Below are 22,306 nucleotides of genomic sequence, written 5' to 3' on the forward strand. Positions count from 1 at the left end.
AACTCTGAAACATGGATGATTCATTATTAGAATATGGATTAAAACTGTAAAAAAATTCATCAGGAACGTTACACTCCTGCATAATTAAGATTCGCGTCTCTCCCAAAGGTTATTTCTTCATTTTAGGATGAAGAAGTTCTTCGATGGCAAACTTTTGGAAGTACAAGTCGCGAACACCCTCGTAGAGTACCCCTACCGTCTTATCATCAATTTGAGTTAGGCAGGAGTAACCGAAGCAGTCGCCGGCATGGTAGAGCAGGTTATTTTCGACAGGCCAGGTTTTCCCCTCATCAAAGCTAACCTTGATGGTCATGGAGTGACGGCCCTTCTGCGTATTCGGATTGGAGAAGAGCATTATATTCTCACCCTTCTTAGTCTTTAGGGTGATAATGCTACCCATGCAGGTAGACTCGGGAAGGGCAGAACGGGAAGATGAGTGCTCCACCCAAGTTTTACCCATATCGGAGGTTACCGCAATAGAACGGAAGCCACCTCTATCGTCGCGCATGTTCAGCATTAGCGAACCATCAGACAGTTCCACCACCTGAGCCTCGGTAGTCTTCGATTTAGCGCCTGTACCTACCGACCATGTTTTACCATGATCCTTACTGTAGATAATCGTAGAATGAGGAACCTGATTCTCATCCTTAAACTGTGCAGGGAAAACAATGGTGCCATTCTTCATGGTAATGCCACGTCCCGGTCCTTGGAAGAATAGATACCACTTGGGATCTTTCATCTGCTCTGTTACGTTAATTGGTTCCGACCAAGTAAGCCCATCATCATCGCTTTTAGCAAGGACGAATTGTCCTGTAACATCCGGAGTCATTCCAGGTTTAGAGGCCCACCAGGCAGGCTTACCCTTCGACCCATTTAGCCAAAGAGCCGCAATCCAAACTGTTCCGGTTGTTTCATCTACCAAAATGGAAGGATCAGTAATCCCATTCTCATCGTGCGAAAGGCCACCCCATTCGCCCATATCAATGGCAACCTGCATTGGCAGCCACGATTTACCACCATCCATGCTTCTGCAAATGCCGATATCAATATCTCCCTGCAAATCGCCAGAATACTTGCGACGAATGTCAAAAACCGAGATTAGCGTCCCCTTTTTTGTTGTAACCAAACCGGGTATACGATAGGTGTTAACACCATCCTGCATGCGCTGGCGAACTGCATAACCAGCACGAAGAACAACATTTGGAGTCCTGTCTGTTGGAGTTAAAACAGCACCATTTGAAAGCGTCATTGATGAGCAGGCAACATCAAATCGATTTAAAAGGTTGACCTTATCTTTTAGTTCTAGGGTAACCCACAAATAGTTCTCACCTTTTTGTAGCATTATAGCCTCCTTTACAGCAAGCTCTTTCCCAACCTTTGCAGTTTGGCTTACCATCGCAGAATCGACAAAAGAAGATCGTGTTCCTGTAGAGAATACACGAAAAGCTTTCAAATCCGACAACCTCGAAGTTCCTTTAGTACTAAACCTTAATTCTGAGATGGCAATCTGCTGGTTTTCTGGCACGCTCACCTTTAGGCAAAGAGCAACATTATTCTTTACCCCTACCAACACTGGATTTTGCTTTTGCAAAACCTCTGCCTGCAAAGAAGACTGCGCCTGACAAACGGCAGCTAACGATGCAAAAAAAGCAACAACGAAAAGTATTCTCATGAAATGCAATGTGATGAATTAGTATCTACAAATATAGGAGGATAAGGAATACCCCTCATCCTCCTAGCTATTATTCAAACACTCAAAACAGACTACTACTCTAGTATCCTGGATTCTGCTGATCCTTGAGCAAAGGATCGGCATTTAATGTATTAACATCAATAGGCCATAACAGCTTATGCGTTTCTGTCTCTAGTAGCACAGGAGCAGTAGCAGGATAATTAGCTGCAGCAGCAAATGCGAGTGGCTTGCCAGCAGCATTTTGCATACGACGAAGATCATACCAACGCTTACCTTCCCAAACAAACTCTTTGTCGCGCTCCTTTAGGATTGCTAGTTCATTTTCTTCAAATGTTCCATTTGTGTAAACTGGGAAGGTCGGTCCATAAGCACGCTTCCTTATATCGTTGATATAACCGGAAGGATCTTCGCCCTTCTTATTTGCAATTTCAGCAAGGAGAAGAAGCACATCAGCATAACGGTATACTGGGATATCGCTATCGTACACTCTATTATTGGTAGTATTGATAGAACCAACGAACTTACGCAATACAACTGCTCTAACTGTAGTATCTCCATTAGCAACCTTGTAATAATCAAGGAATGTAGCACGCTTACGGGTATCGGCGTTGTCGTAAGAAGCAAAAAGTTCAAACTTGTACTCATTACGGAATACGCCTCCGGTTCCTTTAAGATTAAGCGTATCTTTCATTACTTTACCATTATAACCTATATACTGATTCAAGAAAACAGCATCCTGATAAAGGAATTCAGCAGCATTATTGGTTGCCTCACCATCAGCAAAACGTATGGCAAAGATGATCTCGTTATTTCCCTTGTTTGAAGTAGAAAAAACATCTTCAAACTTAGAAAGAAGGCCAAACTTTCCAGAATTCTTCACTGCCAATAAAGCGTTCTCAGCCTTGGTTAGATCACCAGACACATCCGTAGGAGCCTGGTCTCCAACAGCAACTTTTGCTGACCAGAGATATACGTCACCCTTAAGAACTAGCGTTGCAGCTCTCGACCACATTGCTCTTCTGCTTTTTAGGGTAAAATTATCACTTGAAAAGTACTGCTCCGACTTCTCCACATCTTGCTTTACAAAGTCTAGCGTCTGCTTTGGGGTGCTACGCGCAGTGCTAAGCTTTGTGGGATCAGACGTTGTTGTTGGCTTTGGTTCTGTAACAATAGGGACACCTCCAAAGGTTTTGTAAAGTTGGAAATAGTAGTATGCTCGTAAGCCATAAGCCTGACCCAACAAATAGTTCTTTGCAGCATCTGGCAAAACTGCAGCTGTAGCTGCCTCTGCTTTTTGGATAAAAAGGTTTACCTGCAAAATGCGCCCATAGTAACTAGCCCAACCTCCTACGCCAGTTTGATCTTTTGTAAAGGCATTATTCTTAATAGGAGAGCTGTAGTTTAAGCTGGTAGACATTGTAGAGGTTCCAAATTTTTGAGTTCCCCCTCTAGCTTCTCCAAGAACAAAAACATTTGAATAATCCCCTCTTAGAGAATTGTGCATCCCTACCATAAAACCCTCAAATTGTGCTTGAGTCTTCCAGTAGTTTCCACTAGCATAGTAGTCTTCTGGAGCTAAATCGAGAGTATCGCTACAAGAGGTTAGCGCTCCCACGAAAGCTATTGCGTAAAAAAGCGTTTTTAACTTTTTCATTTGAATCTGTTTTTAACGTTACAATCCAATTACATTACTAGAATGTAAGATTTACACCAAATACAAAGGTACGAGGCAGGGCGTATCCACCTCCTACAGAACCTCCTATTTCAGGAGAGTATGTTTTTGCCTTAGTCAGATAACCAAGATTCTGTCCTGTAAGGGTAACCTGAAGATTCTGCATTTTTGCTTTAGCAGCCCAATCCTTAGGGAATGTGTAGCTCAACGACACCTCACGGAAGCATAGATAATCGGCCTTATAAGCAAACATTTTTGAGTCACGAGCATAGTTACGCTTCCCTAATTGGTCTGCCCATGTATAGATTGGATATTGCGCATTTACATTTGTTGGAGTCCAAGTTCCCTTAGTTTCAGTAACTGGATTAAAAGACCCCTGCATACATCCCATAAACCAAGGAAGAACATTATCGTACTGGTAGAAACCTAGAGCATAGTCCATACGGGCAAATAGGCTAAGACCTTTCCATGTCATTGAAGAGGTGATACCTCCGGTAAAACGAGGGGTTGTACGACCAACATAAACTCTATCGTAGTTGTCGATAATACCATCGCCATTTACATCTTTCCACTTAACATCGCCTGGCTGAATCTGCAAACCCTTAGATTTTTCAGCAGCAGTTAGCTTAGCCCATGCTTCTGGACCATAGAGAGGACGCCCATTACTTCCATTATTTCCAGAAGTAATATCTATACGATTTCCAGCTTCAGCTGCAATTTCTTCAGCGCTCTTGTAGATACCTTCTGCAACAAAAAGCCACATTCCACCTGGTTCTTGGCCTTCCTGATATCCTCCAACCCAAACTTTTTCACCCTTTGAGTTGTAAATTTGAAATGCACTTTGCCTATTGCGCTCTAATCCGTTATCAGGAAGCTTAACCACCTTGTTCTTATTCCAAGCAAAGTTTACGTTAACGTTCCACTTGAATCCAGCCTTTTCAACGGCAACAAACTTGGTTTCAATCTCAAGCCCCTTGTTCCTTAGTTCACCATTATTCGAAAGAATACCGGTAACACCAGAACTAGAAGGAACAGGAATTGTTGCAATCTTATCACGGGTTGTACGATCGTAGTAGGCAATAGAAGCAAAAATGCGGTTGTTAAGCAGGCTAATATCAACACCTACTTCTGAAGTATTTGAGCGTTCCCATCTTAGTTCTGGGTTTGGAAGTCCTCCTAGTAGGAATCCCGTAGTTCCATCGTACTTTGCAGCACCATATGAACCTTGTAGTTGGTACGACCCAATTCCTGATACGTTACCGTTTACACCGTAGCTTGCTCTTACCTTCAATAGATTCAACCAACTGCTAGTAGATTGCATAAATTGTTCCTTGTTTAGAACCCATCCAGCAGACACCCCTGGGAAGAATCCCCAACGATTATTTTCAAACAATGTAGAATAGCCATCCTCACGGAAAGTAAAGGATAACAAATACTTGCTCTTAAAATCGTAGTTAATGCGGCTAAATGCAGATAGAATGCGCTGACGGTCATGCCAAGTGTCTATGCTACGAGCATCCTTATCACCAAGAGTCAACGATAAATCTCTAAAGTCATCAGTTGGAGCACCCTTACCAGCACCATACAATCCGTAGTTATAGGTATCGTAAAACTCTCCCCCTAACATAGCGTCAATATTATGGTTCTCAAATAGGGTTTTCTTGTAGCTTAATACAGCGTTGTAGGTCTGACGCATTGTCCTTTCGAACTGAGCAGAGCTAGAACGAGTACGGTTCCAGTTATTCGAAGATTGGAGGTAATCCCTATTAAAGCTCTCGTAGAAACCTTCGTCATACATCCATATTGCACCAACCTTCAAGGAAAGGTCTCGCATAAAGTTAACCTTAAACGACTGGCTTAATGTGAACTTATCAGAATTATTCTTACGTAAGAACTTGTCAATATTAGCCTGAGGGTTTCCATCAGACAAGCTTTGCCCAACCAGCGGCTCTCCTTGCTCATTGTACCCGCGCATTGTAGGAGGAGCACTAAGCATACGAGCAAAGTAGTTCCCCTCACCTGTAATTGGAGTATCCTTCCAACGAGCATCTGCAAAGCTGAATCCTGTATAAGAAGTTAGCCAATCGCGAACCTTGTAGTCTCCATTAAAGGTAAAGTTTAAGCGCTTATAGAATGTTTCAATAGGAAGACCTTCTTCATTATAAAATCCTAAACCTGCATAGTAGCTGCCCTTTTCATTTCCTCCCATCACAGAGATATTGTAATCCTGTGTTTTTGCAGGATTATTGAAAGCAACATCCTTGTAATTAAATTCCTTATAGATAATTTGATCTCCGTAAACAGGATCGGTCATCTGCTTATAGCCCTTGTCTAGCAAAAACTTATTTTGGTCGTTAAGAATCATTGGACTCCATACGGCCCTATTATCTTTATTGCCATCTAGAATTACATTTGGGTTGCTCGGATCAAAATAAAGGTTTCCCGTACCATATGCAACCGCTTGCTTTAAGCTGTTCAGGTTTTGGAATCCGCCATCCGTCGCATTCTTATATCCCATACGCATCCAGTATAGGTAATCCCCTGCATTAAGGAATTTATACGGCTCGTTGAGGTAGTTTACCCCTAAACGAACCTTGGCGGTAATCTCAGACTTTCCCGCTTTGCCTCTTTTTGTGGTAATAAGGATTACACCGTTGTTGGCACGAGCACCATAAAGCGCGGTAGCACCCGCATCCTTCAGCACGTCCATAGATTCAATATCCTCGGGGTTAATGTCCGAAAAACCTCCACGAACTTGACCATCGACAATAACCAGTGGTGATCCAGAGCCATCCCAGTTTGTTCCACCTCTAAGAGTAACCGTAGCAGTAGATCCAGGTTTTCCAGAAGCTTGAACAACCTTCAAACCTGCTACCGATCCTGCTAATGCCTGAGCAGGATTAGAGCGTACTCCCGTTTCTAGCACCTTACTATCTACCTTTGCAATCGAAGAGGTTAGTTTTGCCTTAGATTGCGTGCTACCATATCCGGTAACAACCACCTCTTCAATTTTAATATCAGAAGGCTGCAACATAAAGTTTACCTCATGCCTTCCATTCACAGCCACTTGCTGCGAAGCATAGCCAACAAAGCTTACAACAAGGACAGCCTTATCGCTTGATACATTCAGCGTATATCGGCCATCAACATCCGTTATTGTACCCTTTGATGTTCCTTTTTCGCCTACGGTTACCGCAGGCATTGGCTCATTAGTTTTCGCATCAAGGACACGCCCTTTGATGGAGAACTGAGCTTGTGCCACTATTACTAGTAGCAGCATGATCCAAGTAAATCCCAGCTTCAACTTCATACACCAATAAATTAATGTTTGTTAGCTGCCAAAATACGCTCGAAACACCCTGTTTTATGAGTACAAACAATTCAAACATCAACACTTTTACACCACCAATCCTTAAACTAAAACCTATCAATCAACAACTTAAAAAAACACACCCTCATTTTAACTTTTCATTTACTCATATTAAGGTCATTTAATCTACAAATCGTTGCAAAAACCGAGTTTTCTGCCTTACCATTGACTTTTTAACGATAAACTTACCCTATTTACAAAACAGACCACTAGAAAAAAAGCAAATACAGGCTGTATCACGAAGAAGTTCGAACAGAGTCCGAAAGCACTCCAAACGCATCAAGCAATCATCTTGGTATACCTCGTTATATGGTAAAAAAGAAAACACTCCATTTATTATCTTGGGAAAATTTGAGAATAGCAAAAACTCAAAGACTTCGACTTTCCTATCGACTTTGCATAGGAATATTACCTCTTGCTTTTTACTAAGCCGAGCAAAGCAAACTCAACATTGCCAACCTAATGAATTACCAATTGGCTTTATCATAATTTATTAAATCCTGGGGTAGATGCCGGAATATCTCCCAAATGACAGCTCCGATTTAGAGATACGCTTAGGGTGGTAACGTTGAGCAAAGGCCTATTTCATAAAAAAGGGCAGCAGCCAGCACACAAGCTAGCAGCCACCCTCTATGACGACCAATCTAATTGTCGTTTAAGTATACTAATCTACAGATTGTTGAGAATCAGAGACCGCCCCCTTACAAAAGCGCTCTACGTATTCCATAGGTGTCATCCCAAAATACTCCTTAAAGCATCTATTAAAGTACGACCGGTTATTAAACCCAACGGCAAAGAGCACATCCCCCACGTTCATGTTTGGGTTCCCCAGCAATCGGGCGGCTTTTTTCAGCCTATAGCTACGTATGAACTCGTTTGCAGACACGCCTGTCACAACTTTCATCTTTCGGTAGAGCTGTGTCCTACTAACGCCGATATCAACACATAAATCGTCAATATCGTACTCGTAGTTGTCAATATTGCGCTCTACTGCACCAACGACTTTCTTGAAGAAGCGCCTATCAACGGCCGAAAGCAGCTCTACGTTTACATTTGTGCCTGCGGGGCTCACACTAGACAAGAGCCGATCTTGAGTAGTAAGCAGGTTAAGCACGTTGAACTTGAGCTGATCCTCGTCAAATGGCTTAGAGAGATAGGCATCTGCACCAAGGGCCAGCCCCTGCTTGATGCTGCTACTATCAGCCCTTGCCGATAGCAACATCACCGGGATATGAGCTGTTCTCTCGTTATCCTTCAGCTTTTTAAGAAGATCTAAGCCATTCATCTTTGGCATGAGAATGTCGCTAATGATGAGCGAAGGAAGAAAAGATGTAGCCTTTCGAAGCCCTACCTGTCCATCGGAGGCCGTCATCACCTCGCAGTGATCTTCGAAGATTTCTGCAACGTACTTACAAATTTCGGCATCATCGTCAACCACTAGAATCTTCCATTTTTTGGGCTCCGCAGATGTTGAAACCTCAGGTGCTTCCTTTTCGAAAGGAAGCATAGAGGTATGCTCCTTGCGAACGTAGCTTCCTGCTCCATATCGCTCCTGCTCGCTATAAGCCTTTGCCGATACTGGCAGGCGCACAGAAACCGTTGTTCCTTCGCCCAGCTCCGAAACAATCGATATAGCTCCCTTATGCAGCTCTACTAGCCGCTTTGTATAGGCCAAACCTATTCCTGTTCCACCTTCATCAGATGATTCACGGAAAAAGTCATCGAACACTTTACCCACATTCTCTTGCGCAATACCAATCCCCGAATCGGCAACCTCTAGGACTAGCCAATCTTCGTCCGCAATCTGTTCTTTACGCAGAAGGACGCGAATAGAATCATGCTCTTCGGAGTACTTTACAGCATTCGACAAAAGGTTCACCAGTATCTTTTCGAACTTATCGCGATCTACCCATCCTTCCAATAAAGGAGCTTCGGTCTCAAGAACAAGCTGCTGCTGCTTTTGCTCTACCTGATCCAAGAATAAATCGACGGTTTGCCGTGCCAAAGATGCCACATCGAGCAGCTCAACTGCAATAGAAGTCTGATCCTCTTCTAGCTTTCTATAGTCGGCAATTTGCGAAACCAGGTTTAGCATTCGTTTCGCATTACGACTAATCCTATGGTACATAGCCAGCTTCCGCTCTGACGTCATGCTCTTCTCATCCATCAAAGACTGAATTGGACCTAGTATTAGCGTTAATGGAGTCCTGAACTCGTGTGAAATATTTGCAAAAAACTTCAACCTCATACGGTACATCTGCTGAGCAACATACAGCTCGTACTTACTCTTTACCCGTTCTGCTTCTGATGCTTTTCGGTAATCTACATATCTTTTGTAAAAGAAAAGAACGGTCATCACCACCAATACATAAAAAGAGATCATCCCGGGTGATCCCCAAAACGGATAGCCAATACGAAAACGCACGACGGTTTCGTTCGCACCATCCTCCTTACCATAGATTGCATTTCGGACTCTAAAGGTATATGTCCCGCTTCTAAGGTTAGAATAGGTTACATCATTTTGAAGATTATCCGATCGTTTCCACTCGGTATCGACACCCTCAAGCTTGTAGAAAAAGTTGGATTTTTGCTGAACGTTATAGGCTATACCGCCAAATTCTATCGATACGGTATTATCCACGTAAGGGATTTTTAAGGGCGCTGCATCGCTTCCTTGTCTATAGGCAGCGATCTCTTTCCCATCTGCTTTTACTGCGTAAACAATAGGCAATGCCGATTGCAGTACCTCGCGCAATTGCTGAGGTCTAAATCGAATAAGCCCATTAGCTGTACCAAAAACAATGGATCCATCAGAGGTTCGAATAGAGGAGCCAAAGCTGAATATATGCTGAGGCATTTTCCCATCAGTCCCGAAGCTAAAAGATTCGCCAGTTGCAGGAGAAAACTTACTCAACCCTTTTGCAGTTCCTAGCCAAAGTAATCCTCTTGTATCGGCCTGAATGCTTTTTACAACATTGCTCGGCAAGCCATCCTTAACAGTATAAGCTCGTTCCACCCTCAATGTTGCCACATTTAACTTTAGCAATCCGCTTCCATAAGTCCCAACCCATACTATATTAGATTGCCTTGCATCCCTATAAAAGCAGTAAACACCTACACTCCCCAATCGAGAATCGGAGCCAATTTTATAAACGTAGCTGGTTGTAGGATTAACCAAATAAATCCCCCTATTCAACGATCCGACTAGCAGCTTTGTGGAATCCACCTCCATTATAGCTCGCACATCCATATTCCTGAAGGTAGCACCAAATCTTCTATCTACTTGTTCCTTCAGCGGATCAAATCGCAAAAGGCCAACTTGCTGTGTACCTATCCAAATCCCCCTTTTGTATTGGCTGGCAACTAAGGTCCACACATTATCGTTTTGCAGCACGCCCAACAATCCCCTAACCTTGTCTGAAATATTTACATTTCCAATAAACCGCACGCCCCCACCTACGGTTCCTACCATCAAATTCCCAGGAATAAACTCCGTTATACTTTGAGCATTGTATCCATCAAAAACAGAAGAAATAGGGTATGTACGAACCACCTTTAGATCGCCAGAAAGTATTACAACACCATGATTCCATGCACATGCTGCAATACGCCCATCACGCATCTTCACCATTGACTTAAAGATCTGGTATTCTCCATTTTGCTCCCCAAGAGGATTCACCACATCGAAAAGAGGTTTGTTTTCAGCATACATTAAAACTCCGCTTTCGAGTGTAGAGAAAGATAGTACCCCAGGAATTGGAGAAGCAGCGCCTGTAATAAACATATTCGATAATCGAAGGGGAACCAAAGTGCTTGCGCCTTTTGAAATGCTATAGAGAGCAACCTCTCCACTGGTCATAACAATAAGAAGTTGGTCTTTAGATAAGAGGTAAGCCCCCATAATCCGACTTTGAAGTTTTAGGCTACTTGCCCTACCTCTTTTAACATCAAAAAAATCCACGTTATTACGACCAACCAAATATATGTAACGTCCTTCATCTAGTTTTCCTAGTGAGGTATACTTTTTATTAGCCCTAAATGAGAACGCAGCATCCCCTTTTCGGTTAGAGAAAACACCTCCATCTACATCCAAAGCCCACAGATAGCCATCCTTATCCTGAACTATATTCGAAAGTGCAACGCCATTCTTTAACCCATATCGCCGAAGCGAAACTAGCCTTGCAGCATCCTGATCATCTGTAATCTCGTATACTCCTTTAGGAGTTGTCACCCAAATTGCGCCATTCCGCAACTCCTCTATGGCAGAAATCCGCAACGTAGAAACATCTCCCAAAAGACGAACAACTCTTCGATCAGGGTTGCTGAGATAAGCCAAACCGCGCTCTGTACCAACCCAAATTCGTCCCTTACTGTCTTCGAACAACCTTTTAACGATATCATAAGGGATACTGGCCTCCTGCATATTGTCTGACGGATAAACCTTAAAGGAATGCCCATCAAAACGAGTTAACCCTTCTTCTGTTCCAAACCAAATAAATCCTTGATGATCCAACAAAGAGGTATAAACGACATTAGAGGAAAGTCCATTGGTAGCATTTATATTTTTTACAAGATCAAAACCTTCTGCACGGCAATTTAAAGAACTCCCGAATAGAATAAAAAAAAGACAACACCTATAAAATATTCTCAACATAAACACAAAGGGATACCTAACTGCAACAAAAAATTCAGCAAATGGACTCAATAAACTCACACTTATAAAAACGACCGTACTTATTGCGTAAGAGTCCAAACCTTACAAGAAACTCTAAAACGCACCCAAGTCAAAAGTTCTCTGCAAGATAGCACTTTTTGCAAAAATAAGTCAATTTACGGCAACAGCACCATCCAAGAATCTTCACAAAAAAAGGATGCTCAACAGAGCACCCTTCTTTATTATTCACAAAACACTGTACAAATTATCTATCTATGATTGGAGGTATTCCTGATTTGCTGGAGTAAAAAGCGTTTATAATCTTCTTCTACAACAAAAAGCTGTGCAACCTTTTTGTCGGGAAGGATATCCTTAAACTTTGTCACATAAGTTTCAAGCAACGTTGCTTCATCCTTTGATATAGCCATTAACTTGTCTAACGACTCCTCTACTTCTTTGTTTGGCATCTTATGAAGACTTCGAGCGAATTGCTCATGTATAGCCTTCCTCTGTTCAAACAAATTTTCTTTTTGTTCCTGATACTCATTGTAAACTGGCCAAAAAACCTCAGCTTCTTCCGAATTTAAATTCAACTTCTGAGTAAAAAAGGCTACTTTCTTGGCTTTCAACTTATCTTCCTTTATCCCTGACTTTGCATTCGCAACAGTCGTACACAACAACATTAATACAGAAAGCGTGCTTACGTTTAATAATTTAAGTAAGTTCATCTCTTAATCTTTATACAATTCTTCTTCCACAGCAGCAACATCAACCTGTTGATCTACAAGATAATCAATAATCTTATCAGATTCTCTTTTCAATACTTTTTTAGAGGCCACTGCTTTGCTGGTTTTTATTTCGAGAATTAGATCCTGCTCATTAAAGTCTTCTGTGTTGTTCGATACATATTCGTAGTAATCCTCGGGTAGAACAACAGCCTCATCAACAAACTTATTGTACCTATAGCCAGTATAAGCAACAGCAGCAAAAAACAGAACTCCAACCGTTATTCCCATTTGATGCTTAAATAGATGTAGGTAGTTTATCGATGGTTTTAAGGCCTTCCTTGCTGCAATTCTATTCTGAACTTCAGAAGGAAGGCCCTCAAAATAACCATCAGGAACGGCAAAAGGGCTTTGCTTCCCCATTTTATCCGTCATCCTATTTCCTTTAAATTCCATAGCAATTGTTTCGTTTCACTTTTATTTGACTACGGAAAAGGCAAAAGGTTTAATCGGCCTGTAAATATTTTTCGATTTTTTTTGCAGCAAGATGGTACGATGCCTTTAGCGCACCTACCGATGTCCCGAGTATCTCTGACATTTCCTCGTAGGTAAGTTCGTCGAAATACTTGAGGTTGAACACTACGCGCTGCTTTTCAGGAAGGGTGAGTAGCGCTTTCTGCAACTTTAGCTCTGCTTCGTCGCCATTAAAGTAGGGATCGGTTTCGAGCGTATTGGCCAGCTGAGCCTCCACGTCAACCAAGGGTAAAAAAAAACGAGTGCGCTTCCTTTTTAAAAAGGTAAGCGCCTCGTTGGTTGCAATTCGGTATAGCCATGTAAAGAGTTGGGAGTCTTCCCTAAAATTATCGAGTCCGCTCCAAGCCTTTACAAAGGTGTTCTGAACAATATCATTGGCATCATCGTGGTCGATAACAAGCTTACGAATATGCAAATAAACCTTCTCCTGATACTTTTGGACTATCAGGCGAAACGCATAGTTCTTCGTTTCTTCTTTTTGAAATTGAGATAAAAGCTCGCTATCCGTGTATGCTGCCATTAAACTTATAGGCGTATTACTTGCGGCTCAACACGCGCTTAACTGCCTCAACGACATCCGAAGTATCCAAGTGAAACTTCTTCATTAGCTCGTCGGGTGTTCCGCTTTCGCCAAATTTATCATCTACAGCCACAAATTCCATCGGAGTTGGCACGTTTTGCGATAAAACTTGAGCAACGCTCTCGCCTAAACCTCCACTTATTAAATGCTCCTCTGCTACTACTACCGCACCAGTTTTCTTAGCCGATTCGATAATGGCATTAGCATCTAATGGCTTAATGGTATGAACATTGATTAACTCTACGCTAATCCCTTCGTTTTCCAGAATCTCGGCTGCCTGAATAGACTTCCACACCAAATGCCCTGTTGCAATAAGGGTAACATCCTTACCTGGATTCATCATTACAGCCTTACCGATTTCGAACTTCTGATCGGCAGCGGTAAAGTTTGGAACAACAGGACGACCGAAGCGAAGGTAAACAGGACCAACATACTCGGCAGCAGCTAGGGTTGCAGCCTTGGTTTGGTTATAGTCGCATGGGTTGATAACCACCATATTTGGCAGCATCTTCATCAACCCGATATCCTCCATAATCTGGTGGGTTGCGCCATCCTCGCCAAGGGTAATGCCAGCATGCGATGCGGCAATCTTAACGTTGGTTTTTGAGTAGCAAACCGATTGACGAATCTGATTGTAAACATGTCCAGAAGCAAATGCAGCAAAAGTTCCTGCGAAAGGAATCTTTCCAGCCACAGCCAGTCCTGCTGCCATTCCAATCATATTGGTTTCGGCAATTCCGGTTTGAATGAAGCGCTCGGGATGCTTTGCTACGAAGTTGTCCATTTTAAGCGAACCTATAAGGTCGGCACAAAGGGCAACAACATTAGGATTTTCATCACCAAGAATATCGAGTGCAGCGCCAAAACCCGAACGGGTATCTTTGCTTCCTGTATTTTCGTATTTAATCATCGCTAATAATCTTAAGGTAAGTTGATCGATTAGTAGTCTCCTAGAGTTTCTTCGAGCTGAGCAAGGGCCTTTTCGGTTTGCTCGGCATTAGGAGCCTTTCCGTGCCATGCATGGGTTCCCATCATAAAGTCGACGCCGAAGCCCATTTCGGTTTTCATAAGGATTACGATTGGCTTGCCGTTGCCGGTCATCGAACGTGCCTTGCCGAGCGTATCAACAACCTCTTCCATCACGTTTCCGTTCATGGCAAGCACCTCCCAACCGAATGCGCGCCACTTAGCCTCAAGATCGCCAAGCGAGAGCACATGATCAACAGGGCCATCAATCTGCTTTCCGTTATAGTCTACGGTAGCAATGATGTTATCAACCTTCTTTGCCCCTGCAAACATGGCAGCTTCCCATATTTGACCTTCCTGAAGCTCGCCATCGCCATGTAGGGTGAACACCAGCGAGCGGTCGCCATTCATCTTCTTAGCAAGTGCCGTTCCTATTCCAACAGAAAGCCCTTGACCAAGCGAGCCAGATGCAACACGAACGCCGGGAATACCTTTATCGGGGGTTGGGTGACCTTGAAGACGGGCTCCCAGCTTACGGAATGAGCCTAACTCCTCAACACCAAAGTATCCGGTACGTGCTAGCACGCTATACCAAAGCGGAGAAATGTGACCATTCGAAAGGTAGAACATATCGTGTCCATGCCCATCGTAACGAAAATCTGCCGGATTGTTTTGTAGAATATTCTTGTAAAGCGCCGTCATAAAATCTGCGCATCCGAGAGAGCCTCCTGGATGCCCCGAATTTGCGCCAGAAACCATTCGAATAATATCCCTTCGAACCTGAGAAGCCATTAGCTTTAGTTCTGCTATATCTGCCATGAAGACGAAGATTAAGAGTGAGATAAAAATTTGATAATGTTAATTTATCGGCGGCAAAGTTAACCGATTAAGGTATAAGTACCAGCTAATATTTAGTAATTTTCCCCTTAATAAGGTGTTTTAAACCAGACAAAACAAGGAGGCTCTGTTTTTTCCGCTAAATTTGCGCCTCGTTAATCTAAACTATTACGTTAATATCCAATGGCATTACAATGTGGTATTGTAGGGCTTCCTAATGTTGGAAAATCGACCCTATTCAACTGCCTTTCGAACGCAAAAGCACAGGCTGCGAACTTCCCATTCTGTACTATCGAACCCAACGTGGGCGTTATTACAGTTCCAGATGAAAGACTCATAAAGCTTGCCGACATCGACAAGCCCCTAAAGATAGTTCCTGCAACCGTTGAAATCGTTGACATTGCAGGCTTGGTAAAAGGAGCCAGCAAGGGCGAGGGCCTTGGCAACAAGTTTCTTGCTAACATCCGCGACACCGATGCCATTATCCACGTGCTTCGCTGCTTCGACGACGAGAACGTGACCCACGTAGACGGCTCCGTAGACCCTGTTAGGGATAAGGAAATTATCGACGCTGAGCTGCAGCTGAAGGACCTCGAAACTGTTGAGACCCGCATCAGCCGCGTTGAGAAGATGGCAAAAACAGGCAGCGACAAGAGCGCCAAGAAGCTTTACGAAATTCTTCTTGAGTACAAGGCGCTGCTGCAAAGCGGACGATCGGCTCGCGAGCTCGAGCTCGACGAAACCGGCAAGGCGCTTTGCTACGATCTTCACCTGCTTACCGTAAAGCCCGTTCTATACGTTTGTAACGTAGATGAGGCAAGCGCCGTAAACGGCAACAAGTACGTAGATATGGTTCGCGAGGCGGTAAAGAACGAGGGGGCTCAAATCCTAATCGTTGCGGCAAAGACCGAAGCCGAAATCGCCGAGTTGGAAACCTACGAGGAGCGCCAGATGTTCCTAGAGGAGGTCGGCCTACACGAGTCGGGCGTATCGCGCCTTATCAAATCGGCCTACGCGCTGCTTAACCTGGAAACCTACTTCACCACCGGCAAAACCGAGTGCCGCGCTTGGACCTACCATAAGGGGTCTAAGGCTCCACAAGCTGCAGGCGTAATCCACACCGACTTCGAAAAGGGATTCATCCGTGCAGAGGTTATTAAGTATGCCGACTACATTGCGCTTGGCTCGGAAGCTGCAGTTAAGGAAGCCGGCAAGCTGGCTGTTGAAGGTAAAGAGTACGTTGTCCAAGACGGCGACATCATGCACTTCCGCTTCAACGTTTAGGCTTAAGGATTATTCTACCGTCGTTAATGGCAAATAAAATGCAAAAAATCGCCGCTGCACTGGCAGCACTGCTTATTGCATCGTGCTCTTTTGGACAAGGACGCGCTATTCCTTCCGAAAGGCCCAAGCTTATCGTTGAGATCGTGGTTACCCAAATGCGCTACGACTACCTTCAACGGTACTTCGGAAACTTTTCTGACAACGGATTCAGGGTTTTACTCGAAGAAGGTGCGGTATGCAAGAATGCAAAGTACAACTATAGCTTCACGCAATCGGCTCCCGGACTGGCAACCATTGCAACCGGAACCAACCCATCGACCCACGGCGTTGTTGGCGACATGTGGTACATACCGCTTACCGACCAAAACGTGAAGGCCGTTCAGGATTCGAAGACCGAAGGCGTTGGTGGTTTCGGCGATCTAGGTAAGGTTTCGCCACGCAACCTGCTGGCCGGAACGCTGGCCGACGAGATCAAAATGGCCAACAAGAACTCGAAGGTGATTGGTGTTGCCATGGAGCCAACCTCGGCGGTATTCCTGGCAGGCCACAGCGCCGATGCAGCCTACTGGTTCGATCCATCGACCGGAAAGTTTATGACCAGCAGCTACTACATGCCATCGCTTCCGAAGTGGGTGGACGAGTTCAACCAAAAGAAGTTCCCCGATATCTATATCTACAACAAGTGGGGGCTTACCAAGCCGCTGAACAAGTACATCAGCTCGAAAGAGAACTTCGACACCACCGCCAAGCCGCTGCTCACCAATCCGGACAACGGCCTTGGCAGCATGCTTAAGTCTAAATCGCGCCCTACCTACGAGAAGCTGATGGATACGCCCTACGGCAACAACCTCACCAAGGATTTTGCCATTGCCGCCATCGTTAACGAGGGGCTGGGCAAGGATGATGCCACCGACCTGCTCACCATCACCCTTGATGCCAACAAGCATATCGGGCAAAAGTACGGCCCCACCTCCATCGAAATGGAGGACACCTACTACCGCCTCGACGAAGAAATTGCGCATCTGGTTAAGTTCCTTTCCGACAACATCGGAAAGCAAAACGTGCTGGTGGTGCTCACCTCCGACAACGGGGTGGCCAACGCTCCTAAGTTTATCGAAAAGAGTAAGATTCCGGCCGGACACTTCGAGCCCAACCGCAACCTGATGCTGCTAAAGATCTTCCTCAACGCCACCTACGGCCGTGGAGAGTGGATTAAGGCCTACCATCAGAAGCAGATCTACCTTAACCATACGCTGATCGAGGATTCCAAGATCAACCTAGCGGAAATGCAAACCAAGGTGGCCAACTTCATGAAGCAGTTCTCGGGCGTGGCACAGGCCATACCGGCATCGGTGCTCGAGTACACCAGCTTCACCGACGGCATCATGCAGAAGATGCAGAACTCCTTCTACGCGCAGCGCTCGGGCGATGTGGTGATCAACCTGCAGCCCGGCTGGGTGGATAGCGACGAGGTGGTAACCTCGTCCAACTCGCCCTACAGCTACGACACCCACGTACCCCTAATCTGGTACGGATGGAAGATTAAGCGCGAAAGCATATCGAGCAAGGTAGATCCTGCCGACATTGCTCCAACAATTGCCAACCTGCTCGACATCTCGTGGTCGAACGCCGCAACCGGCGAGCCAATTAAGGAACTAGTCCGATAGCATAGCGTTACCTAATAATACGAATCCCCCAGCAGATGCATTTGCTGGGGGATTTTTTTAATGTCTGAATCGCGGATTGTTCGGCTTGCGGCTAATCCTCTGCTAAGGTTGCTTCGAGACGCGATCATCGCGTCTCTAACCGCCCGAATCAGCGTTTCTGGGGTAGAGACGCATTGCATGCGTCTCGTTCTAATTCAGAACCTAGGTCAAGAGCGAAAGAGCTACCCGCTTCGTTTGCATTTTTTAGACAGATGAAGTGCTCATCAACCGAATGATGCCTATTTACCAGATGCTCGGAAGTACACATCAACCGAGTGATGCCCATTTCCAGATGCCCGTAAGTGCTCATCAACCGAGTGATGCCTATTTACCAGAAGCCCGGAAGTACACATCAGCCGATTGATGCCCATTTACCAGATGCTCGAGAGTGCACGACAAGCAGCTGTCGCCCATTTCCAGACACCCGAATGTGCACGACAAGCAGCTGTCGCCCATTTACCAGAAGCCCGGAAGTGCGCATCAACCGAGTGATGCCTATTTCCAGAAGACCTAAAGTGCACGACAAGCAGTTGTCGTCCATTTACCAGCTGCCCGAAAGTGTACGACAAGCAGCTGTCGCCCATAAAAAATCGTTATTCTATGAAAGAAGATAATATCATAAGCAAAGGTTGCCTAGAGTGTACTCCCCGCCTTTTCAAGGAGGAGTGCCCGAAGGTTGTAGCGAAGCGGAAATCCCGAGAAGCGGGGGTGGGGTGGTTTAAGTCGGATTGTTAAGGCATTACAAGATTTCTCACTTACAACCACCCCCGGCTACGCCGACCTCCCGCCTTAGCGGGAGCAATCGCGCTGATTATAACTTTTGCTACCCATTTATTGGGGTTCAATTCCCACATCGAACTCACATAAAAAAAGGAGCCCTAACGCTCCTCGTTTCTACTTCTTGTGCTTACGATCTCGGCAAACCGATCGATCAGCCCCGCATCCTCCTCGAAGGCAGTGCCCACCACCACCACATCGGCGCCACCATCGAGCACCTCGCATAGGCTCTCCTCGGTACGGATGCCCCCGCCCACAATCACCGGCAGGCTCACATGCTGCTTCACCTGTAAGATGGTCTCCTTCGGAACGTGGTTTAGCGCGCCGCTACCCGCCTCGAGGTAGATCATCCGAAAGCCCAGCAGCTGGGCAGCCGCCGCGGTGGCAAGCGCAATGTCGGGTTTGTTGGCAGGTATGGGATGTGTATTGCTCATGTACTCCACCGAGGTTGTACGGCCTCCATCAACAAGAATGTAGGCGGTAGGGATAACCTCGATGCCGCTTTTCATGATGGGGATAGCGGCGTGCACATGGTTGCCGATCAGGAATTCGGGGTTACGCCCCGAGAGGAGCGACAGGAACAGGATGGCATCGGCCGATGGCGTAAAGTGCGACGACAGCCCGGGAAATAGCACAACAGGCTTCCCGCATCCCCGCTTCAGCGCCACAACAGTATCGTCAACGCTCGAGAAGATGAGGCTTCCTCCCACCAGCACCAGATCTACCTTCGAGTTCGATATCCTATTAATAAGGGTATCCCTCGCGCTTGCATCGCCCACCTTGTCGGGGTCAACCAGCAGCGCCAGCATCGGGCGCTGCCCTATGGTGCTTTGTATATTCTTAAATACCGTCATACTCGCCCCATGCTATAACATGATCATCAAAAATCGAGAATTTAAAGGTGCCGCTTGCATCCAGCGGGTTGAACCTTACCGTCACCTCGCCAGCCGAAAGCTCACCGTTGGCCGCTACCCCATCAACCACCACATCGCGGATAAAATCGACATCGCTGCAGTTGGCCGCCTTAAAGGCCGCCTCCTTGGCGCACCATATAATAGGTAGATAAAGCTTCGCCTCAAATCCTTTAGCGGCGAAGATGGCCGCCTCGCTATCCGCAACAAACTTATGACGGATGGAGGTGTACTTGCGGTTGATGCTCTCCACATCAACCCCAATGCGGCTAATCGGCCCTACGGCGATGGCCGCATAGGCATCGGCGTGCGAGATGGAGATGTACTCGCCATCGGTTTCCAAAGAAGGCCGACCAATGGCGCTATACGTAATTGTAGCCTTACGCCCGAAGACCTTATTGGCGAGCGCCCGAACCGTAAGCCACTGCCGCTTGCGCGACTCGGCCCTAAAGGTATCGTACTGCGCCTGCTCGTCGGCGGTAAGCGCAGCGCTGCTCAGCAGATCCGGCAGCTCCTCCTCAATCTTCCAAAGGTAAACCGACAGCCGTTCGTCTCTGCTGATAAAGGATATGGCCATTGCTATCGCCTCCAGTTAAAGGTATCCACCAACCGAACCACATCCTTCCTGAAGTACTCGACAACTGGAGCCAACGAGTCCTTGTTGGGGCGGGTATAGAAGTAGAGCGCACCGCGAACAAAGTTTTTGGTGCTGTCGGTAAGGTAGAACTGAAGGGCGCTTGCCGCGTTGCCCTCTATATCGTAAAGCGTTCCGTACACCTTGCGCTCGGGAGCGCTGTAGGCCGTTTCGAGAATGGCATCGGCCTTAATGGTGTGCTTGTACACAAAGGCATGTACATCCTCCAGCAGCGTTGGCAGGTCGTTATTGATCCGCTTATAGCTAAGGTGAAGCACCGCCTTGTAGCCTCTAAAGTTGATGTTTACCCAGTAGGGCTCAGCACCAGCCTCCCTGTCGGGAACAAGCTTAGCGTACTTCGGATATTCGAAGCTGTAGGGAAAGCCCGTCGAATCGAAAAGCGCGTACGACTTCTTGGGCAGGGCTATTCTGAAGTACCCTCTAGGCTTTGGCGTATAGTTCCCGCCACACGATTCCATAATCAGCGAAACTAGCCCCACCATAAGAGCCAAATATATATAGGAGCGCTTACTCTTCTTCATCTTTATTCTGTATTGTAACTTTTACCTTTTTAATTCTACGCTTTTCTATAGAGTCTACCTTAAAGGTGAAGCCTCCGTAAACCAGCTCTTCCCCTTTTTGAAGGAAATCGCCCTTAATCTCCAGCAGCAACCCGGCAAGCGTTTCGGCCTCGCCCTTTACCTCTGCAAAAACATCTTCGGCCTCCTCAAAAACCTTCACGAAGTCGTTGAGCAGGGTCTTCCCCTCAAAGAGGTAGGTATTCTCATCCAGCTTCACGTAGTCCTTCTCCTCGTCGTAGTCCGACTCGTCCGATATCTCACCGACAATCTCCTCAAGGATGTCCTCCAACGAAACAATTCCGCAGGTTCCCCCATACTCATCCACAACCACTGCAAGGTGAATCTTCTTTGTTTGAAACTCCTCCAGCAGGTCGTTTATCTTCTTATTCTCGGGCACAAAGTAAGGAGTCCTTATCAAGGATGCCCATCGAAAGCTGCTTTTTTCATCGAGGTAAGGCAATAGATCCTTGATGTATAAAATGCCCTTCACGTTGTCGAGCGAGTCGTCGTAGGCTAAGATTCTGGAATACCCCGATTCTAAAACAACCTTTTTAAGCGCATCGTAGTTTGCCGATATATCAACCCCCACCACGTCTAGTCGGGGAGTCATAATCTCGCTAGCCTCCGTATTTACAAACTCAACGATTCCCTTCAAGATGCTCCTATTCTCCTGCGATTTTGGTTCCGCAATGTCTATGGCATCCGAAAGATCGTTCATCGAAATATTATGAATTGATCTCCTCAGAATACGCTTACCAAACAACCTCGATGATCGAATCAGCAAATACGACAATGGCCTAAACACCTTCACCAGTAGCGAAAGCGGTATAGCCATAAAAAGCACAAACTTAACCGGATAATGCGCAGCCAATATCCTTGGTATTATCTGCCCAAACAGCAGAAGAAATAAGGCTATTACCACAATCTGGCACACGAAGCCCAATATCGGAGTTTGCCCAAAATCTACTATAGAATTAATTATGTACGCCGATAGAATAACCACAGCAACATTTAAAATCCCCCTAGCAAATAAAATGGTGCTCAACAAGTAATCTGACTTGGAAAGTAGCCTTACGGCCTCTACTCCCGACTTCGTATTTTTCTTGTTAAGCTTGTTTTTATCGGAAAGCGTAAGGGAGAAATAGGCAATTTCGGAGCCAGAGATTAGTCCAGAGACAATGAGCAAAAGGATTATTGCTACAAGCAAAAAAGCCAATTCAATTGTAAAGGAATTATAGGTTACAACGAACCCCAAAGACATACTATCCGGGAAACTATCAGCCAAAACGTTCATATTAAGTTAAACTAGCCACGAATGTCGCACATAGCAAATATAGTGTAAAATGCCCCCAATGCAAAACAGGGGAATAGCCAGCCAGCAG

General features: G+C 45.5%; 15 protein-coding genes. 2 read left to right on the plus strand and 13 right to left on the minus strand.

Features of this window, described 5'->3' with window-relative positions:
* Positions 1–109 precede the first annotated feature (109 nt).
* The 9 genes from CLV25_RS01180 to CLV25_RS01220 all read right to left on the minus strand — a co-directional run bounded on the left by CLV25_RS01180 (position 110) and on the right by CLV25_RS01220 (position 15,013).
* Positions 110–1,672: a sialidase family protein gene (locus tag CLV25_RS01180; protein ID WP_131837807.1), complete on the minus strand. Its 1,563-nt coding sequence runs from the start codon at positions 1,670–1,672 to the stop codon at positions 110–112.
* 100 nt (positions 1,673–1,772) lie between these two features.
* Positions 1,773–3,347, minus strand: a complete 1,575-nt coding sequence (locus CLV25_RS01185) for a RagB/SusD family nutrient uptake outer membrane protein (RefSeq protein ID WP_131837808.1) — start codon at positions 3,345–3,347, stop codon at positions 1,773–1,775.
* 37 nt (positions 3,348–3,384) lie between these two features.
* Positions 3,385–6,675 (minus strand): SusC/RagA family TonB-linked outer membrane protein, encoded by a 3,291-nt coding sequence (locus tag CLV25_RS01190; protein ID WP_131837809.1) that lies wholly within the window; start codon positions 6,673–6,675, stop codon positions 3,385–3,387.
* A 724-nt stretch (positions 6,676–7,399) separates the two neighbouring features.
* Positions 7,400–11,389, minus strand: coding sequence for a hybrid sensor histidine kinase/response regulator transcription factor (locus CLV25_RS01195; protein ID WP_131837810.1), 3,990 nt, complete (start codon positions 11,387–11,389; stop codon positions 7,400–7,402).
* A 269-nt stretch (positions 11,390–11,658) separates the two neighbouring features.
* Positions 11,659–12,117, minus strand: coding sequence for a hypothetical protein (locus CLV25_RS01200; protein ID WP_131837811.1), 459 nt, complete (start codon positions 12,115–12,117; stop codon positions 11,659–11,661).
* A gap of 3 nt (positions 12,118–12,120) precedes the next feature.
* Entirely contained in the window at positions 12,121–12,570 is a 450-nt protein-coding gene (locus CLV25_RS01205) for a hypothetical protein (protein ID WP_131837812.1), read from the minus strand.
* A gap of 49 nt (positions 12,571–12,619) precedes the next feature.
* Positions 12,620–13,168: an RNA polymerase sigma factor gene (locus CLV25_RS01210; RefSeq protein ID WP_131837813.1), complete on the minus strand. Its 549-nt coding sequence runs from the start codon at positions 13,166–13,168 to the stop codon at positions 12,620–12,622.
* Positions 13,169–13,184: 16 nt separating this feature from the next.
* Positions 13,185–14,138 carry a transketolase family protein gene (locus tag CLV25_RS01215; protein ID WP_131837814.1) on the minus strand — a complete coding sequence of 318 codons (954 nt, stop codon included), beginning with the start codon at positions 14,136–14,138 and terminating at the stop codon, positions 13,185–13,187.
* 29 nt (positions 14,139–14,167) lie between these two features.
* On the minus strand, positions 14,168–15,013 hold the full coding sequence (locus CLV25_RS01220; RefSeq protein ID WP_131837815.1) for a transketolase: 846 nt from the start codon (positions 15,011–15,013) through the stop codon (positions 14,168–14,170).
* 201 nt (positions 15,014–15,214) lie between these two features.
* Here CLV25_RS01220 and ychF point away from each other — a divergent pair, with 201 nt between their 5' ends.
* A complete protein-coding gene (gene ychF / locus CLV25_RS01225; RefSeq protein ID WP_131837816.1) occupies positions 15,215–16,315 on the plus strand; it encodes a redox-regulated ATPase YchF in 1,101 nt (366 codons plus the stop codon).
* Between the two features lie 38 nt (positions 16,316–16,353).
* Positions 16,354–17,982 carry an alkaline phosphatase family protein gene (locus CLV25_RS01230; RefSeq protein WP_165876953.1) on the plus strand — a complete coding sequence of 543 codons (1,629 nt, stop codon included), beginning with the start codon at positions 16,354–16,356 and terminating at the stop codon, positions 17,980–17,982.
* Positions 17,983–18,899: 917 nt separating this feature from the next.
* Here CLV25_RS01230 and CLV25_RS01235 read toward each other — a convergent pair.
* The 4 genes from CLV25_RS01235 to gldE are packed head-to-tail and all read right to left on the minus strand — an operon-like array spanning position 18,900 to position 22,131.
* Positions 18,900–19,652 carry a geranylgeranylglyceryl/heptaprenylglyceryl phosphate synthase gene (locus tag CLV25_RS01235; protein ID WP_131837818.1) on the minus strand — a complete coding sequence of 251 codons (753 nt, stop codon included), beginning with the start codon at positions 19,650–19,652 and terminating at the stop codon, positions 18,900–18,902.
* Positions 19,639–20,286 (minus strand): 4'-phosphopantetheinyl transferase family protein, encoded by a 648-nt coding sequence (locus CLV25_RS01240; RefSeq protein ID WP_131837819.1) that lies wholly within the window; start codon positions 20,284–20,286, stop codon positions 19,639–19,641. The genes CLV25_RS01235 and CLV25_RS01240 overlap by 14 nt, the downstream gene beginning before the upstream one ends.
* Before the next feature lie 2 nt (positions 20,287–20,288).
* The gene (gene gldD / locus CLV25_RS01245; RefSeq protein WP_131837820.1) at positions 20,289–20,885 is read right to left on the minus strand and encodes a gliding motility lipoprotein GldD; all 597 of its coding nucleotides are present in this window, start codon (positions 20,883–20,885) and stop codon (positions 20,289–20,291) included.
* Positions 20,872–22,131, minus strand: coding sequence for a gliding motility-associated protein GldE (gldE, locus tag CLV25_RS01250; RefSeq protein ID WP_243649576.1), 1,260 nt, complete (start codon positions 22,129–22,131; stop codon positions 20,872–20,874). Before gldE ends, gldD begins: the two co-directional genes overlap by 14 nt.
* Positions 22,132–22,306 lie beyond the last annotated feature (175 nt).

This window comes from Acetobacteroides hydrogenigenes (genome assembly GCF_004340205.1).
GTDB lineage: Bacteria > Bacteroidota > Bacteroidia > Bacteroidales > ZOR0009 > Acetobacteroides > Acetobacteroides hydrogenigenes.

What these genes read in the sequence shown, in the direction of transcription:
- CLV25_RS01180 (WP_131837807.1), bottom strand. Translation starts at nt 1,672, where the DNA reads ATGAGAATACTTTTCGTTGTTGCTTTTTTTGCATCGTTAGCTGCCGTT.
- CLV25_RS01185 (WP_131837808.1), bottom strand. Translation starts at nt 3,347, where the DNA reads ATGAAAAAGTTAAAAACGCTTTTTTACGCAATAGCTTTCGTGGGAGCG.
- CLV25_RS01190 (WP_131837809.1), bottom strand. Translation starts at nt 6,675, where the DNA reads ATGAAGTTGAAGCTGGGATTTACTTGGATCATGCTGCTACTAGTAATA.
- CLV25_RS01195 (WP_131837810.1), bottom strand. Translation starts at nt 11,389, where the DNA reads ATGTTGAGAATATTTTATAGGTGTTGTCTTTTTTTTATTCTATTCGGG.
- CLV25_RS01200 (WP_131837811.1), bottom strand. Translation starts at nt 12,117, where the DNA reads ATGAACTTACTTAAATTATTAAACGTAAGCACGCTTTCTGTATTAATG.
- CLV25_RS01205 (WP_131837812.1), bottom strand. Translation starts at nt 12,570, where the DNA reads ATGGAATTTAAAGGAAATAGGATGACGGATAAAATGGGGAAGCAAAGC.
- CLV25_RS01210 (WP_131837813.1), bottom strand. Translation starts at nt 13,168, where the DNA reads ATGGCAGCATACACGGATAGCGAGCTTTTATCTCAATTTCAAAAAGAA.
- CLV25_RS01215 (WP_131837814.1), bottom strand. Translation starts at nt 14,138, where the DNA reads ATGATTAAATACGAAAATACAGGAAGCAAAGATACCCGTTCGGGTTTT.
- CLV25_RS01220 (WP_131837815.1), bottom strand. Translation starts at nt 15,013, where the DNA reads ATGGCAGATATAGCAGAACTAAAGCTAATGGCTTCTCAGGTTCGAAGG.
- ychF (WP_131837816.1), top strand. Translation starts at nt 15,215, where the DNA reads ATGGCATTACAATGTGGTATTGTAGGGCTTCCTAATGTTGGAAAATCG.
- CLV25_RS01230 (WP_165876953.1), top strand. Translation starts at nt 16,354, where the DNA reads ATGCAAAAAATCGCCGCTGCACTGGCAGCACTGCTTATTGCATCGTGC.
- CLV25_RS01235 (WP_131837818.1), bottom strand. Translation starts at nt 19,652, where the DNA reads ATGACGGTATTTAAGAATATACAAAGCACCATAGGGCAGCGCCCGATG.
- CLV25_RS01240 (WP_131837819.1), bottom strand. Translation starts at nt 20,286, where the DNA reads ATGGCCATATCCTTTATCAGCAGAGACGAACGGCTGTCGGTTTACCTT.
- gldD (WP_131837820.1), bottom strand. Translation starts at nt 20,885, where the DNA reads ATGAAGAAGAGTAAGCGCTCCTATATATATTTGGCTCTTATGGTGGGG.